Origin of the sequence: Streptomyces sp. NPDC021622 (assembly GCF_040640795.1) — a bacterium.
Classification (GTDB): domain Bacteria; phylum Actinomycetota; class Actinomycetes; order Streptomycetales; family Streptomycetaceae; genus Streptomyces.
The window spans coordinates 159981-175443 of sequence record NZ_JBFACK010000007.1 but is presented as its reverse complement, the minus strand read 5'-3'; the positions used below and the strand labels follow the sequence as shown (position 1 = coordinate 175443).

Here is a 15463-nt window from a genome sequence, read left to right as displayed (position 1 = left end):
GCCGCGATACGTCTACCCGACCCCTGGCTCGACCCGATAGACCTCCTGGCGGTTACCGGCCACAGCGGCGGCCGTGCCTCCCCGCCGCCTGAGCGGCGCGTGCCCCGGGTGCACTGGTCAAGGGCGGATCACTCGGTGGGGTCCAGGGAAGCCTCCCAAGCTGGTTCAGGCCCGAACGGCCGGGACCTTGCCTATGCGGCGGTGGGCCGTTTGGGCATCGGCTTCGCCTCCGGGGCCGGTGGTGCGGACGGCAGGGCCTGGGTCTGCTGGGCCGGTTGCTGCGGTTGCCGGGCCGGCGGTTGGGCCTGCTGGGCCCGTTCGAGGAAGCGCAGAAGCTCGACGGGGAAGGGCAGGACAAGGGTGGAGTTCTTCTCGGCGGCGACCGCGACGACGGTCTGCAGCAGACGGAGCTGGAGGGCCGCGGGCTCCTCCGCCATCTGGTGCGCGGCCTCGGCGAGCTTCTTGGAGGCCTGCAGCTCGGCATCGGCGTTGATGACGCGGGCCCGGCGCTCACGGTCCGCCTCGGCCTGCCGTGCCATCGACCGCTTCATCGTCTCGGGCAGGGACACGTCCTTGATCTCGACCCGGTCGATCTGCACACCCCACCCGATGGCGGGCGAGTCGATCATCAGCGCCAGGCCCTGGTTGAGCTTTTCGCGGTTGGAGAGGAGATCGTCCAGGTCGCTCTTGCCGATGATCGAGCGCAGGGACGTCTGGGCCATCTGCGAGACGGCGAAACGGTAGTCCTCGACCTGCACGACGGCCTCGGCCGCGTCGACGACCTTGAAGTAGATGACGGCGTCCACCCGGACCGTGACGTTGTCCCGCGTGATGCCGTCCTGTGCCGGGACCGGCATCGTCACGATCTGCATGTTCACCTTGTGCAGCCGGTCCACTATCGGCACGATCATCGTGAATCCGGGGGGCCGCACCAGGCGCTGCAGCTGCCCGAGCCGGAGCACCACGCCCCGCTCGTACTGCTTGACCACCCTGGCCGCCGCCGCCACGTACACCAATCCGGCGCACGCGGTCGCGGCTCCTGCTGCGAGCAGCTCTTCGAGCATGACGACCCCCTCTGTCTTCCGAGTCGCCGTCATTACCAAGATATGCCCAGGTTTGTCCAGGGTCGAGCCCGTCCCTGCGCCCGCCGGCGCCCGTCCCTGCGCCCGCTGGCTAGGGTGGGGCCGGTGTTCACCTCTCAGGGACCCACACTCCGCGAACTGGCCGTGCAGGCTCTTTCTTCCATCGAGCGCGGCTATGACCTGCTGGCTCCGAAGTTCGACCACACCCCTTTCCGTACGCCCGACCGGATCCTGCACGCGGTCGCGGACACGCTGCGTGACCTCGGCCCGTTCGACGCGGGCCTCGACGTCTGCTGCGGGACCGGCGCGGGCGTCGAGACGCTGCGGCCGCTGTGCCGGGAGCGGGTCACCGGTGTCGACTTCAGCGCCGGGATGCTGGCGGCTGCCAAAGCCGCCGTGCCGCCCGAGCGGGGCGGCGGGCCACAGGTGGAGTGGGTGCGGGCCGACGCCCGTGCGCTGCCCTTCGCCGATGCCTTCGACCTGGCGGTCAGCTTCGGTGCGTTCGGGCACTTCCTGCCCGCCGAGCGGCCACGCCTCTTCAGCGAGGTCTTCGGGGCGCTGCGGCCCGGCGGCATGTTCGCCTTCCCGATCGGCGCGCCACCGCCCCGCACCGCGCCGCTCTACTGGGCGATGCTCGGCTTCGACGGGGTGATGCGGGTGCGCAACGCGCTGTGGCGGCCGCCGTTCGTCATGTACTACCGGACCTTTCCGCTGGGAGAGGTGCGCGATGACCTGGTCCGGGCGGGGTTCACGGTGCGGCTGTACCCGCTGGAGGAGTTCGGCCGCCGGGCCGACGGCAGCCCCAACTGGCGCCTGGTCGTGGCCCGCAAGGGGGTCATCGAAACGCCTTGCGGTACGCCTGCGGGCTGACCCCGGCGACCCGTTTGAAGCGGTCGCGGAACGCGGTGGGGGAGCCGAAGCCGACCTGGACGGCGATGCGTTCCACCGAGTGCCCGGTGGTCTCGAGGAGATGCTGGGCCTGGCGCACCCGCGCGCGGTGCAGCCACTGCAGGGGCGTGCTGCCGGTCTGCTCGCGGAAGCGGCGCAGCAGGGTGCGCGAGCTCATGCCCGCCCGCGTGGCGATGTCCTCCAGGGTGAGCTCGCGCCCGGCGTTCTCCTCCAGCCAGCGCAGCAGCGGTTCCAGCGCCGATCCGCGCGGCGTGGGCGGCTGTTCGGCGACGATGAACTGGGCCTGGCCGCCCTCACGTTCCAGGGGCATCACGGAGAGCCGGGCCGCGTCGGCGGCGACGGCGGAGCCGTAGTCGCGCCGGATCAGATGCAGGCACAGATCGAGGCCGGCGGCGGCACCGGCCGAGGTCAGGATCTGCCCGTTGTCGACGTACAGGACATCCGGGTCGACGTCGATGTCCGGGTACGCGTCGGCCAGTTGCCCCGCGGCCGCCCAGTGCGTGGTGGCGCGCAGACCGGTGAGCAGCCCGGCCGCGGCGAGCGTGAAGGTGCCGACGCAGATCGAGGCGATCCGCGTCCCGTCGCCTGCCGCCGCCCGCAGCGCGTCGAGCACCGCGTCCGGGACCGGCCGGGAGACGTCGGCGACGCCCGGCACGATGATCGTGTCCGCGTCGGCGAGCCCGTCCAGACCCCACGGCGCCTGCAGCGTGAAGAGGCCGGCGTCGACGCGCGGCGCGGCGGCGCAGATCCGCACCCGGTATCCGGCCCGGCCGCCCGGCAGCCGGGTCCGCCCGAACACTTCGATCGGCGTGGACAGGTCGAAGGGGATCACGCTGTCCAGCGCCAGGACGGCCACGGTGTGCATGGCGGCAACGTACGACATGACAGGGATCCCGCCAAGCGCATGAGCATGGATAGTCGGCGCTCCCTCCGCCATGAGCTGGCCAGGCACCTGATGGCGGGATTCATGCGAACCCTGTCAGTAATGCCACTGTCGACGCGTGCGGGCCCCGGGCTAGTCTCGCCGCTGGGCCCCGACCGGGAGCCCGTACGAGACCTGTGTCAGTCGCCCTTCGCCGCGCTCCGAATCCCGAGGCCCTCGCTGTGACCAAGCTCTTCCTGACCCTCCATGTGCTGGCCGCGATCATCGCCATCGGCCCGGTCACCGTCGCCGCCAGCATGTTCCCCGCGGCCCTGCGGCGGGCCCAGGCCGACCCGCAGGACCCGGCGGCGATCGCCACGCTCCGTACGCTCAACCGCATCTGCAGCGTGTACGCGCTCATCGGCGCCGCCGTCCCCGTCACCGGGTTCGCGACCGCGAGCAGCCTGAACGTGCTCGGCAGCGCCTGGCTGATCGCCTCGATCGTCCTGACCGGCATCGCCGCGGTGGTGCTCATCGTGCTGGTGCTGCCGCGCCAGGACGCGGCGCTTGACGCGGTGAGCGGCGAGCTGACCGACGGGGTGGTCGGCGAGGGCGGCGAAGTCGCCGACAGGACCGGCACGGTGGTCCTCGGCGAGCGGACCAGCACCCAGCTCGCCATGTACACCGGCATCTTCAACCTGCTCTGGGCGACGGTCACCGTCCTCATGATCATCAGGCCCGGTTCGACCACGGGCGCCTGAGAAGGTGGTGCGTGCGGGGCGGGAGAGGTGTAGAGATGAGGTGTGTCGCAGCGCCTCCAAGGACTCCGTGGGTCGGCGCGAGCGGGTCGTGCGATGGTGGCCATCCCGATCGCGCTGATCGTGGCGGTCGCCGTGGTCGACGTCCTGGCGCCGCCCGACATTCACCTGGGTCCTCTGCTGGTCGCGGCCCCGGCGATCACCGCCTCGTTCGGCGGCCCCTGGATGACGGGTCTGGTCGCCACGCTCGCGGTGGTGGCCCAGGCGGTCATCGCGGTCATCCGCGATCGTGACGAGCTGTTCTCGGCGAACCACCAGGCACAGATCATGGCCCTCATCCTCGTCGGATCGAGCCTCGTGGTCTTCTGCGTGGTGCGGGAGCGCCGTGCCCGCGAGATGACACAGGTGCGGTACGTGGCCGAGATGGCCCAGCGTGTCGTCCTGCGGCCGCTGCCCAAGGTGATCGGACCGCTGCGCGTCGCCTCCCTCTATCTCGCCGCCGAGGCCGAGGCGCAGATCGGCGGTGATCTGTACGCGGCCGTCCGCACCGGCTCCGGCACCCGGCTGATCGTCGGCGACGTGCGGGGCAAGGGCATGACCGCCGTCGATGACGCCGCCCTGCTGCTCGGCGCGTTCCGGGCCGCCGCGCACCGCCAGGCGAGCCTCACGGAACTGGTGATGTTCCTCGACGCGAGCGTGCGCTGGGACGTGGCGGCGGACCTGGCCGAACCCGGTGAGACGGACGAGTCCGACGAAACCTTCATCACCGCCACCGTCCTGGAGATCCCCGATCACGACAGCAGGATCGGCATGATCGACTGCGGGCATCCACCGCCTGTCGTGCTGCGCGACGGCCGGGCCATGACCTTGGACGCCGATCAGCCGGCGCCTCCGCTGGGCCTGGGCGAGCTGGTGCACGGGGCCCATCACGTCGACACGTTCAAGTTCGAGGAGGGCGACCTCCTGCTCCTGTACACGGACGGCGTCAGCGAGGCCCGCGACGCCGGCGGCACCTTCTATCCGCTCACCGAGCGCATCGCGGGCTGGACCGATACCGACCCCGAGACGTTCCTCCGCCGCCTCCGGCGTGACCTGCTGCACCACGTCGGCGGACGCCTTGGCGACGACGCCGCCCTGATCGCCATCGAGCGCCCCCGCACGGCGCACGCCTGAGGCGCGGGCGCCCCCGGCCCGGCCGCACGGCATTGACCCCGGGCGCTCCGCGCTCGTGTACGCCGCACGCTCAACCTCACCGGCTAGGGCGCTTCCCGCTCAGGAGGCGGTGCGCAGGCGCCGCACCGCCTCGGGGGCGGTATAGGTGCTCAGCCCTTCGGCGAGCTGCTTCTCCAACGCCGCCGCCGAGTGATCGAAGTAGTCGGCGCGCACGCCCGCGTCCCGCGACGCCTGCGCCATGTTGCGCGCGCCGGCCAGCACCACGTCGAGGCCCTGGACGACGACCGGCTCCGCGTCCGAGTCCACATCGGCGGCGAACGCGGGCAGCAGCTGCGCCATGTTCGTCAGCCACGGCACCAGGAGTTCGGTGAAGCCGGCCGCGCTGCCCTCCTCGTGCGAGGTGGCCATGGCCACGGAGTGGAAGAAGCCGTCGAACATCAAGTCCATGGCACTGAGCAGCGCCAGGTCGTACAGCGCGGCGATGCCCGCGTCGGCGCCCAGGTACTTGGCCGCACCCAACGCCTCGAAGGTCTCCCGGTGCGCGTCGAAGTGCTCCTGCTGACCGCTGTAGAGGACGAACGCCTGCGGGGTCGCCACGGTCGAAGGGATCGCCATGATCCCGCCGTCCAGGTACGCCACGCCGTGGCCCGTCGCCCAGGCCTCCGCCGTCCGTGCCTGGGCGGGCGTGCCGTTGGTGAGATTGACGAGCGTCCGGCCGCGCAGGGCATCGGCGACCGGCCGCAGCACCGCGTCGGACACGTCGTGGTCGAGGAGGCAGACAAGGATCAGCGGACTGGCGAGGACGGCTTCCTCGACCGTCCGGGCGCGCACGGCGCCGCGTGCCACCAGGTCGTCGGCCTTCGCTGCGCTGCGGTTCCACACCGTCGTGCGGTGTCCCGCCGTGATCAGGGCGTCGGCCAGGGCCCGCCCCATCTCGCCGAGCCCGATGACGGTGACTGCCGGGTTGCTCACAGATACTCCTGAAGATGTACGGGTGGCCAGCCGTGTCGGTGGCCAGATGTGACGGTGGTCAGATGTGTCCCTTCACCTTCAGGTCGGGCCGGTCCCAGCCACAAGTACGCACAAAAAGGTGGGTAGTTACCTTGAGGTAAGTCGAGGGGCGGCAAGCCCCGGATCCCGGTTGACCACCCTGGAGGGCAAGCCCTAGGTTCGGTGAACGCGCCTTCACCAGCGCTTTCCATACCACGGGGGTCTCTCAGGAATGGTTCGTGCACCAGACGTTTCGCAGCATCTCGCGACGCAGGAATCGGAGCAGCCTGACCCGCTCTCCGAACTGCCGCAGAACGCCGCCCTCTACGTCGAGCTGCCGCTCGACGGCGCCGAACAGGAACGGCTCCGTGCCGTCGTTCAGGGGCCGGTGTGGTTCGCCGAAGCGGACTCGGGGTCTCCCGATGACGCGCGGGCCCTCGCCACCTCCCACATCGCCCTCGGCAACCCCCGCCCGGAGTGGGTGGCCGAGGCTCCCCGGCTGCGCTGGCTGCAGCTCGCCTCGGTCGGCATCGACGACTACCTCGGCCTCGACTGGCCGGCCCTCGAACGGCGCCTGACCGTCACCAACTTGGGCGGCCTCTTCGCCGACCCCGTCGCCGAGACCTGCCTCGCCGGCATCCTCGCGCTCTACCGCGGCATCGACGTCCTGACCGGACTGCGGGCCGACGAGTCCTGGGCGCGCCACGACGTACGGCCAGGACTGCGCCTGCTCGGCGGCGCCGAGGTCCTCATCCTGGGCCGGGGTTCGATCGCCCGGCGCCTCGCGGAACTCCTCGCCCCGTTCGGCTGCGCGGTGTCGCACTTCGCCCGCGGCGACGGCGACCTGCGCACCCGCGAGGAACTCGACGCCCGGCTTCCCGAGTTCGACATCGTCGTCGGGCTCCTTCCGGGTACGGAGCAGACCGCCGACCTCTTCGATGAGCGGCGCATCGGCCTGCTCCGACCCGGCGCGGTCTTCGTGAACGCCGGCCGCGGCACCCTCGCCGACGAGGACGCGCTGGTCGCCGCCCTCGCCGCCGGGCGCCTCGGCGGCGCGGTCCTCGACGTCACCCGTGAAGAGCCGCTCCCCGCCGGGCACCCCCTGTGGAGCTGCCCGAACGTGATCCTCACCCAGCACACCGCGGGCGGCTCGCGCGTCGAGATCCAGCAGGTGCTCGACCTGTTCGCGGACAACTGGCGGCGGCTTACCACCGGAGCGCCGCTCCTCAATACCGTCCGGTGGGGCCGGGGTTTCTGAAGTCGCCGTCGCAGGACCGGTGTTCAGACAAAGTGGAAGCCCGGCCGCGGGTGCATGAGGAAGTCGTGGTGCGAGATGTTCCACGCGTACGCACCCGCGAGGCCGAACACCACCCGGTCGCCCGCCCGCAGTCCGGGCGCCGGAACCTGCCGTGCGAGGACGTCCTTGGGCGTGCACAGCTGGCCCGCGAACGTCACCCGGTCCTGCCGCGCCTCCGACCGGGGCCAGGTGTGCGGCCACGGCGCGCCCACCGGCAGCACCGCGCAGGGCTGATCGTGGCCCTTGGCCGCGGGGGTGCGCAGATGATGGGTGCCGCCGCGCACCACCGCGAATTCCTCGCCGTGGCTCTGCTTCACGTCCAGGACCTCCGTGGCGTACCAGCCGCAGTACGCGGTCAGCGCGCGCCCCGGCTCGATGCGCAGCGTCAACTCGGGGTGTGCCGCGCAGAGTTCGGCGAGGCCTTGGCCGTACCCCGCCCAGTCGAAGCGCGCCTCGGGGTCGGCGTAGTCCACGCCCATTCCGCCGCCGACGTTGACCTCGGTGAACCGGATGCCGTGCCGTCCCGCGAGCGCCTGCGACCAGGCGACGATCGACCCGGCCACCGCGAGCTGCTGCGGTGCGTCGAGGCCGCTGGCCAAGTGGGCGTGGACGCCGACGAGTCGGAGGCATTCAAGATCGCCGCTCGTGAAGGCGGCCACCACCTCGTCCGCCTCCGTCGGGTCCAGACCGAAGGGCGTGGGGCGTCCGCCCATCGCCAGTGAACTGCCCGCGAGCGCCTCGGAGTCCAGCGGAAGGTTGAACCGGAGCAGGACGTCGACGCCGGCCTCCGGGGCCACGCGGGCGGCCAGCGCGGCGAGCATCCGCAGCTCGTACGCGCTCTCCACATGGAAGCGCCGCACACCGAGGTCAAGCGCCGCGGCGATCTCGTCCGGGGTCTTGCCCGGGCCGCCGAAGGCCAGCGGGCGCCCGGCCACCGCCTTGGCCACATGGGCGAGTTCGCCGCCCGACGAGACCTCGTAGCCGTCGACGTACGGCGAGAGCGCGGCCAGGATCTCCGGCTCGGGATTGGCCTTGGCGGCGTAGTAGAGCTCCACCTGCGGGGGCAGCGCCTCGCGTACGGCGGCGGCATGGGCGCTCAGCGCCGCCAAGTCGTACAGATAGGCGGGCAGTTCCCCGGCGGCGAGGGAGAGGGCATGGTCACGTACGACCGAAGGGGGAATGGTCATCCGGCGGCGCTCCAGGTGACGTCGGGGCGGGTACCCAGGTCCCGCACATGCTCGGTGAGCGGAAAGGGAGAGGTGAGGCGGACATAGCCCGCGTCCCGGTCGGCCTTGCGCTCCCAGCGGGTGAGCAGATTGGCCTTGGCGGGCAGCGGCACCCCGGCGAGCAGTGCGCTCAGGCGCGGCGGGCAGCCGTGGGCGGCGGCGAACTCCCGCAGGGTGGCGCGCACTTGGGACCAGAGGGCGGGCTCGGTGTGCGGGTGGAGATCGGCGAGCGCGGCGAGCAGCTCGGCGACATGGTTGACCAGGAGGCAGTAGACGACGCGGTCCCAGCCGCGCTGCGCGTCGTACGTCATCGGGCCCGCGACCTCGGGCGGCAGCGCCGCCAGGGTGTCCGCGTGCAGCTCGGGCACCAGCTTGGTGCCCTCCAGGTCACGGAAGAGCACCTGGGCGGGCATGCCTTCGTCGTCGACACAGACGAGGACGTTCTGCAGATGCGGTTCGAGGACCAGGCCGTGGTCGAAGTACGCGGCGAGCACGGGCGGCAGCAGAAGCCGCAGGTAGGACTGCCACCACCGCAGGGCGCGCTCGGGACCCGCGCCGTCCAGGAGGCGGGAGATGTGTCCTGGCCCCGTCGGATACTCGTCCGCCACCGCCCCGGCGAGCAGCGGAGTCGTCCCCGGAAGCAGCCGCCCGGCGAGCCCCTCGCGGACGATCACCCCGAAGCCTTCCAGGAGGGCGAGGTCGGGGTGACCGTCCGGGCCTGGCAGCGCGATGCTGCGGTAGGCCGGCTCGCGGAGCACGGCGCTGCCGGGGAAGCGGACGGCCAGGTCGTCCAGGGCGCCTTCCAGTACGCGGGTGAGCGCGACGGCGCCTGACAGTTCGTAACTGGCGTTCTTGCGCAGGCAGTTGGTGATGCGGACGTTGAGGCTGAACTTGAGGAAGGTGTCACCGTCGTACAGCGTGCGCACCGAAGCGGTGGCCGCGAAGGGGGAGTGGCCGGTCCCCAGGTCGACGACGTCCGCGCGGTCGAGGGCGGCGCGCAGCCCCGGGTGGTCCCGCAGCAGCTCGTACTGCCAGGGGTGCACGGGAAGCAGCCGGTAGCCGTCCGGCACGTCGCCGAGGCGGTCGAGGGGAGCGGTGGCGTCCGGCCGCGCCGTCTCCTCGGCGACGAGGTGCTCCCGCACGGCGAGGTGGCGCAGCGGGAAGGCGGCCGCGGTCTCGGGAGCGTACGCCGCCCAGTCGGACAGGTCGCCGCCGCGGGCCTTGGGCGTGGGGTGGAAGCGGTGGCCGAACAGCAGGGACCGCTCGGAGGCGAGGTAGTCCGCAAGCCATTTCGGGGTCTGGTCGGTGACGGGCGCGGACGCCGGGCGTTCGGCGGCGATCGCGGCGCCGACCCCTTCGTGGCTGGAGGCGATCTGCTCGAGGAACTCCTCGTTGCTCACGCCCGTCCGCAGGAACAGCTCGGCGTGCGTGTACTCGGCGAGGCGCCGCCAGTCCACCTCCACCCAGCGGCCGTCGCGCTGCTCGGTCACCGGTCCGGTGAAGCGGTGGGCGCCGAGCAGCGAGGCGCGGCGCAGCGCGACGCGCAGCAGGACCCCGCGCCGGGGCAGCCGGAGCAGGAGGTTGCCGTCGACCACGGCGGTCTGGTGCTCGGGGCCCGAGACCTCGCGCAGCAGACAGTTGAGCAGGGTGTGCGTCACGGCCTGGTCGGCACTGGGCAGGCCGGTGGGGGCGGCACCGGTGAGCGGGGCGGCGGACGGATCGGGCGACGTCGCGGACTGGGCAGACGCGTCGGGGGACGCGCAGGACTGGGCGGGGAACGTGCCGGTCGGCAAGGACATCAACGACTCCAGCGGATGCGGACTAGCGGCGGAACGTGGCGGGAAAGGCGGCGGCGACCAGGGCCACCAGGGCGATCGCGGTGCCGGTCAGGACGGGCGCGGACGGGCCGAACAGGCTGCTGCCGGCCGCCGCGGCGAGTCCGGCGGCAACCGCGCCTCCTTTGGAGACGAGCTCGAGCGAGCCGAACATCCCGCCGGGCGGGCGGCCTTTGGCGCAGTGGGCGGCCAGCACGGACAGGCTGACCAGGCCCAGCGTGAGGCCGGCGCCGAGCAGCAGCCGCACGCCGACGAAGGCGGGCAGTGAATCGGCGCCGCCGTGCCCGGCGAGACCGAGCGCGATCAGGGCGAAACCGGTCGCGATCCCCGGCCCCGGGCGGCGCTCGACGGCCTGGTGCACCCGCATCGCGAACAGCAGATAGCACAGGTGCGGCAGGGCGAAGAGCGCGCCGGAGACGACCGGGGAGACGCCGGGTATTCGGTCCTCGATCAGCGATATCAGATAGGGGAAGGAGATGACGGTCGAGAAGACGAAGGCGAACTCGAAGCAGTACAGCGCGGCCAGCGGGGCGAGCGGGCCCGTACCGCCCTGCTCCCCCTCCGCGGCGGCCTCGGGCGCCCGGGTGCCGGGTTCCGGAAGCAGGGCGAGCATCAGCGCCGCGGTCAGCGGCAGCACGGCGAGCAGCGCGTACTGGCGGTGCGGCGATATCCACGGCGTCAGAGAGCCCACGGCGATCGGCGCGAACACCAGCGCCGCCCGGGCCGCGCCCTGCATCAGCGTGAGCGCCTTGGAAAGATGCGCCCCGCTGAGCGCGGCCGCCAGATAGCCGTTGGACGCGGCGAAGGTGCCGCCGAGGATGCCCTGAAGCACCAGTGCCGCGGCGAACGCGCCGAGGGAGTCCGCCCAGCCCGCCAGCAGGAACGAGACGGCCAGGCCCAGTTGGGCCCGCAGCAGCAGCCGTTTTCGCCCGAAGCGGTCGGCGGCGCGGCCCCACAGGGGGGCGCCGAGCGCGCCGAAGACGGTCGGTACGACATACAGGAGTCCCGCCCAGCGGGCGGTCGTGTCGCCGAGCCCCGGCAGGATCTCGGTCAGATACGGGGGAAGCCCGAGCGCGGCGAACGACGCCACGAAGTAGCAGGCCGCGACGGCGTGCACCTGCCGCCGCCCGAACTCCGCCCCCACCGTCGGTCCGTCCGAGAGCGGATGCGGGGATGATGCGGTGGCCGTCACGAAGTCACCGTCCGCAGCAGGTAGTTGGGCCCTGCCGTGTAGTGCTTGTTGATGTCGGCGGCCCCGGAACGCTCCTTGCTGAGCAACGTGCCGGCGGTGACCATCGCCTTGACCGGCAGCTCCGGCGCGTCCAGGACGTGGGCGCGCAGCAGGGCGCCGGGTTCGCCGGGGCCCGTGCCGAGCCGCTCGGCCGCTTCCGCGAGCCGGTCGCGCACCAGGCGCAGCAGCCGCTCCAGAGGGGCGTGCCCGTGCCGGGCGAGTCCGAAGGCGTACGAGCCCGCGCAGAGGTGGACGGTGATGGTGGTGAACAGATCGAGCACGGGCCCGTCCCCGTCGACGAAGATGCGCGCGTCGTCGAACTCCCCCGGATCGGGAGCCTGTTCACCCATCACGGACCGCAGGCGTGCATGGTGGACACGCGGCCCGTCGTTGTCCTTGAGGAGCAGCCGCAGCCGAGGCCCACCCGTCGATGCGTCGATGACCAGTGAGATGTTCTGCTGGTGCGATTCGAGGGCGATTCCGTACGCGAAGAGCGTGGTCTGCCAGTCGAAGAGGAGGGTGAGCACGGCGTCGATGAGGGCGAGCGGGTCGCCGCCGTAGAACCGCTCGGCGAGCCGGTCGATCAGCAGCGGGCCGCCGGGCGCCGGACACAGCAGCGCGGCCATCGGCACGACGACGGCGTCGTCGAGTCCGGACGGGAAGCGGCGCACGAGCACGGCGAGCAGTTCGTGCCCGGCGTGGGCGTACCGCGTCTCGTCGGCGTGCAGGACCGCGCCCTGGAAGCGGGGCTCGCGGGCGATGACGGCCTCGACGAGCCGCTGGCCCGCCGCGCCGTCGACCAGGGTTCCCGGCTTGATGGTGCGACGGTTGCGCAGCCCCAACGTGGCGGTGGCGAGCGGCACTTTGAGGTGCCGCGTCGGATCCGCCGTGAGGGCGACGGTCCGCATGGACAGCGTCGGTACGACCTCGGGTCCTGGTCCGTCGAGGAGCTTTGCCCGCCTTTCGAGCCCCGCCTCCCGCAGCGCCTGACGCAGTGGTTCGCCCACGGTCAAGGGATGCACGGGAAAGACGTAATGGCTCCCTTCGAGCTCCGGCGCGCCCGCTCCGGCAGGGGACAGCCACGGGTCGTCGGTGCCGCCGCCCACAGTGACGTCCTCGCGTGGCAGGGCCAGCCGGCGCAGCGTAAAGCTGGGCCCGAATTCAGGGGCGTACGACCGGAGTTGGCCGACGGAGAGCCCCGAACGGCCCCGCGAGGTCGGATACACGGGGTGGTCCGAGCGCGCGGCGAGCGTGTCGAACCCGAGGCCGCCAGCGAGCCCCGTCCAGGCGGCGGGATCACCGCCGTACCGGCCGACGAGCGTGGTGCCGATCTCGTCGCGGGTCTCGGCGTGCAGCCGCAGGGCGTCGAGAGCCTGCCCGCACTCCTCGGCGAAGGCTGCGAACCCGGCACGGTCGACGGGCTCGGCGAGCTCGCCGAGCGCGCCGAGGATCGACTCCGCGTCGTCGAGCGCGATGCCGTCGGACTCGCGCAGGAGCAGCGGGAGCCGGGCGGCGTACGCACTCTGGAAGCCGTCCTCGTGCACCGCCATCAGCAGGGCGTCGCCGGCGCCGTGCGCGAGGCGCAGCCACTCCCCGTCCGCACGCCGCACGGGCTCGCTCCGGGTCCGCCACCCCACCACGTCCTCCCGAAGGAGTGCGCTCAGGACGCGCAGCAGGAGTTCGGCCTCGACCCCGGCGACCGGAGCGAGGCCCGTGGGGCGCGTCACGGGGTGATCTCCCAGCGCTGTGCGGCGATGAAATCGGCGACTGCCCGGTCCACCGTGTTCTGGTCGGTGCCGATGGCACGCACGACGCCGAGGAGGTCACGGTTGGTGCCCTGGATCTCGTGCCGCTCGCCGATCCCGCGCAGCGGACGGTATGTCAGGCGCACCCCGTCCAGATCGATGTCGGCCGCATCGGGGGCCGCCGTCAGCGTCCCGGACCGCTGGGCGCAGGGATAGTCGAGGACCGCCCGGCCGTCGGTCCGCGCGCCGAGATCAGCGGGGAGCGGCTCGCCCAGATGCGTACGGAGGATGTGCTCGAAGAGCGGGATGCCGAGCAGCTGCGCGAGGAGCAGATCGCACTGGTCACCGATGGCGCGGTAGTTGACCTCGATGAGCCGCGCCCGGCCGTCCGCGACCACGAACTCGGTGTGGCAGGCGCCGAACCCCACGCCCAGCGCGTCCAGTTGGGCGAGCACCTGGGCGACCACCGGCTCCGGATGCGCGGGCTCGAAGGCGAGCCGCTCCTCGATGAAGTACGGCGGTGGCGACAGCTGCGTCCGGAAGCCGCCGAGGACATGGCGCCGCCGGCCGTCGCCGAGCGTCTCCAGGGTGCACAGCTCTCCGGCGAGGAACTCCTCGACGACGATCGCCGTGTCCGGGCGCCGGGCCTGGATCTCCGCGCACCGCTTCAGGAGCTGCGCCGGCTCCTCGACGAGGACGACGTCCTCGCTCGCCACTCCCTCACGGGGCTTGACCACGCAGGGGTAGGGCACGTCGAGGTCGGCGAGTCCGGCCGGATCCTGCCCGGCGGCAAGCTCTGTGGACCACACCGCGTCGACGCCCGTGGCGGCGAGATGGCGGCGCATCTGCGCCTTGTCCTTGGCGCGCAGCGCCACCCGCCAGTCCTTGCCGGGCAGCCCGAAGTACTCGGCGGCCAGGGCGGTCTGGGTCTGGAGATGGTCGCTGTTGCTGAAGATCGCATCGGGGGAGTGATGCGTCGAGATCCGGCTGACGACGGCGCGGAAGTCGCGTACGTCGCACTCCAGGATCTCCAGGTCCGGGTGCCCGCTCCGATGGGAGTCGGGCTGATCGGTGAGGAGCGTGATGTCGAGACCGAGTCGGCGCGCGGCGGGCAGGAAGCCTTCGGTGACCGAGTCGGTGGGGTTGCGGGCAAGGACGTACAGCCGCATGGGCGAGTCCACTTCCGGGTGTGCACGGGGACGCGTGACGTGAGCGGGGGGGGAGAGAGCAAAGAGAAAGTGGGGGGTGAAGAGAAGAGGGGCGGGCCGTTCGCAGGCCCGCCCCGCGGCGCTTGCCTGCCTACTTCTTGGGCAGTTCGACGCCGGTGGCCTTCGCGACGTCCTCAAGGACGTGCTCCGCGGCCTGGACGCCGATGCCCGACATCCACGTCTCGTCCGGGACGGTGAAGACCTTGTCCTGCTTGACGGCCTTCAGGTCCTTCCAGACGGGGTTGGACGTGACGTCCTTCTGCTGGGTCTTGTCCGGCTCGTCGGCGACGGTCACGAAGATCAGGTCGGCCTCGGCCTTGTCGATCTGCTCGGGGCTGACGTCCAGCATCGGCTTCTCGGGGTCGGCCGAGTTCTGCGAGGCCGGGCGGGTCAGGCCGATGTCGTTGAGCACGATGCCGCTGTACGAGGACTTCTGGTAGAGCCGGGTCGGGCCCGCGACGAACCGGACGACCGAGGCCGACGGCATCTTGCCCTTGTACTTCTTCTTGATGGACTCGCCGAGGGCCTTGGCGCGCGACTCGTAGCCCGCCATCGCGGTGTCGGCCTGCTTCTCCTTGCCGAGCGCCTTGGCGTGGACCTTCAGGTTCTCCTTCCAGGGAGCACCGGTGGTCTCGGTGAAGACGGTCGGGGCGATGGCCTTGAGCTTGTCGTAGACCTTCTCGTGGCGGACCTTGGAGGACAGGATCAGATCGGGCTTGAGGGAGGCGATCAGCTCCAGGTTCGGCTCCTCCATCGGGCCGACGTCCTTCACCCCGCCGATCTTGTCCTTGAGGTACGAGGGGAAGCCGCCCGCGGTCTTGAAGTGCGGGGAGACGGCGCCGACCGGCTTGATGCCGAGCAGCGTGACGTCGTCGAGCTCGCCGGTGTCCAGGACGACGACCTTCTGCGGGGCGGCGGGAATCTCCGTGCTGCCCATCGCGTGCTTGATGGTGCGCGGGAAACCGGCGTCGGCGGCGGAGTCCGACTTGCCCTTGTCGTCCTTCTCGGAGTCTCCGCCGCACGCGGCGAGGGTGCCGGTGCCGAGGACGACGGTGAGCAGGACGGCACTGAGCCTGCGCAGACCGCGCGGGACGGTTCTGGTGTTCATGAGGGTGGTTTTTCCTTGCTGTGAGCGGAGATGGGGACA

The 15463-nt window shown here is 71.8% G+C and carries 13 protein-coding genes; 4 read left to right on the top strand and 9 right to left on the bottom strand.

The window, feature by feature from the left end; genetic code table 11:
* Positions 1–191: 191 nt before the first annotated feature.
* Positions 192–1064 (bottom strand): slipin family protein, encoded by an 873-nt coding sequence (locus AB0G47_RS16195; protein ID WP_360769464.1) that lies wholly within the window; start codon positions 1062–1064, stop codon positions 192–194.
* A 123-nt stretch (positions 1065–1187) separates the two neighbouring features.
* Here AB0G47_RS16195 and AB0G47_RS16190 point away from each other — a divergent pair, with 123 nt between their 5' ends.
* Complete coding sequence (locus AB0G47_RS16190) at positions 1188–1952, top strand: class I SAM-dependent methyltransferase (RefSeq protein WP_360769459.1); 765 nt, start codon at positions 1188–1190, stop codon at positions 1950–1952.
* Here AB0G47_RS16190 and AB0G47_RS16185 read toward each other — a convergent pair.
* Positions 1918–2856, bottom strand: coding sequence for a helix-turn-helix domain-containing protein (locus AB0G47_RS16185; protein ID WP_360769456.1), 939 nt, complete (start codon positions 2854–2856; stop codon positions 1918–1920). The genes AB0G47_RS16190 and AB0G47_RS16185 overlap by 35 nt on opposite strands.
* Positions 2857–3095: 239 nt before the next feature.
* Between AB0G47_RS16185 and AB0G47_RS16180 the strand changes: the two genes are divergently transcribed.
* Positions 3096–3614, top strand: coding sequence for a DUF2269 family protein (locus tag AB0G47_RS16180; RefSeq protein WP_360769453.1), 519 nt, complete (start codon positions 3096–3098; stop codon positions 3612–3614).
* 93 nt (positions 3615–3707) lie between these two features.
* The gene (locus AB0G47_RS16175) at positions 3708–4784 is read left to right on the top strand and encodes a PP2C family protein-serine/threonine phosphatase (RefSeq protein ID WP_360769450.1); all 1077 of its coding nucleotides are present in this window, start codon (positions 3708–3710) and stop codon (positions 4782–4784) included.
* Positions 4785–4883: 99 nt separating this feature from the next.
* Here the strand turns inward: AB0G47_RS16175 and AB0G47_RS16170 are convergent, their stop codons facing one another.
* Positions 4884–5756 (bottom strand): NAD(P)-binding domain-containing protein, encoded by an 873-nt coding sequence (locus AB0G47_RS16170; RefSeq protein WP_360769446.1) that lies wholly within the window; start codon positions 5754–5756, stop codon positions 4884–4886.
* A 250-nt stretch (positions 5757–6006) separates the two neighbouring features.
* Between AB0G47_RS16170 and AB0G47_RS16165 the strand changes: the two genes are divergently transcribed.
* Entirely contained in the window at positions 6007–7032 is a 1026-nt protein-coding gene (locus AB0G47_RS16165) for a D-2-hydroxyacid dehydrogenase (protein ID WP_360769443.1), read from the top strand.
* A gap of 23 nt (positions 7033–7055) precedes the next feature.
* Here the strand turns inward: AB0G47_RS16165 and AB0G47_RS16160 are convergent, their stop codons facing one another.
* From AB0G47_RS16160 to AB0G47_RS16135, 6 genes are all read right to left on the bottom strand, one after another.
* On the bottom strand, positions 7056–8258 hold the full coding sequence (locus AB0G47_RS16160) for a type III PLP-dependent enzyme (protein WP_360769440.1): 1203 nt from the start codon (positions 8256–8258) through the stop codon (positions 7056–7058).
* Complete coding sequence (locus tag AB0G47_RS16155) at positions 8255–10096, bottom strand: IucA/IucC family protein (RefSeq protein ID WP_360769437.1); 1842 nt, start codon at positions 10094–10096, stop codon at positions 8255–8257. The genes AB0G47_RS16160 and AB0G47_RS16155 overlap by 4 nt, the downstream gene beginning before the upstream one ends.
* A 22-nt stretch (positions 10097–10118) precedes the next feature.
* On the bottom strand, positions 10119–11324 hold the full coding sequence (locus AB0G47_RS16150; protein WP_360769434.1) for an MFS transporter: 1206 nt from the start codon (positions 11322–11324) through the stop codon (positions 10119–10121).
* Positions 11321–13090 carry an IucA/IucC family protein gene (locus tag AB0G47_RS16145; protein WP_360769431.1) on the bottom strand — a complete coding sequence of 590 codons (1770 nt, stop codon included), beginning with the start codon at positions 13088–13090 and terminating at the stop codon, positions 11321–11323. Before AB0G47_RS16145 ends, AB0G47_RS16150 begins: the two co-directional genes overlap by 4 nt.
* Positions 13087–14277, bottom strand: coding sequence for an ATP-grasp domain-containing protein (locus AB0G47_RS16140; protein ID WP_360769428.1), 1191 nt, complete (start codon positions 14275–14277; stop codon positions 13087–13089). Before AB0G47_RS16140 ends, AB0G47_RS16145 begins: the two co-directional genes overlap by 4 nt.
* Positions 14278–14407: 130 nt before the next feature.
* Complete coding sequence (locus tag AB0G47_RS16135) at positions 14408–15424, bottom strand: iron-siderophore ABC transporter substrate-binding protein (RefSeq protein WP_360769426.1); 1017 nt, start codon at positions 15422–15424, stop codon at positions 14408–14410.
* Positions 15425–15463 lie beyond the last annotated feature (39 nt).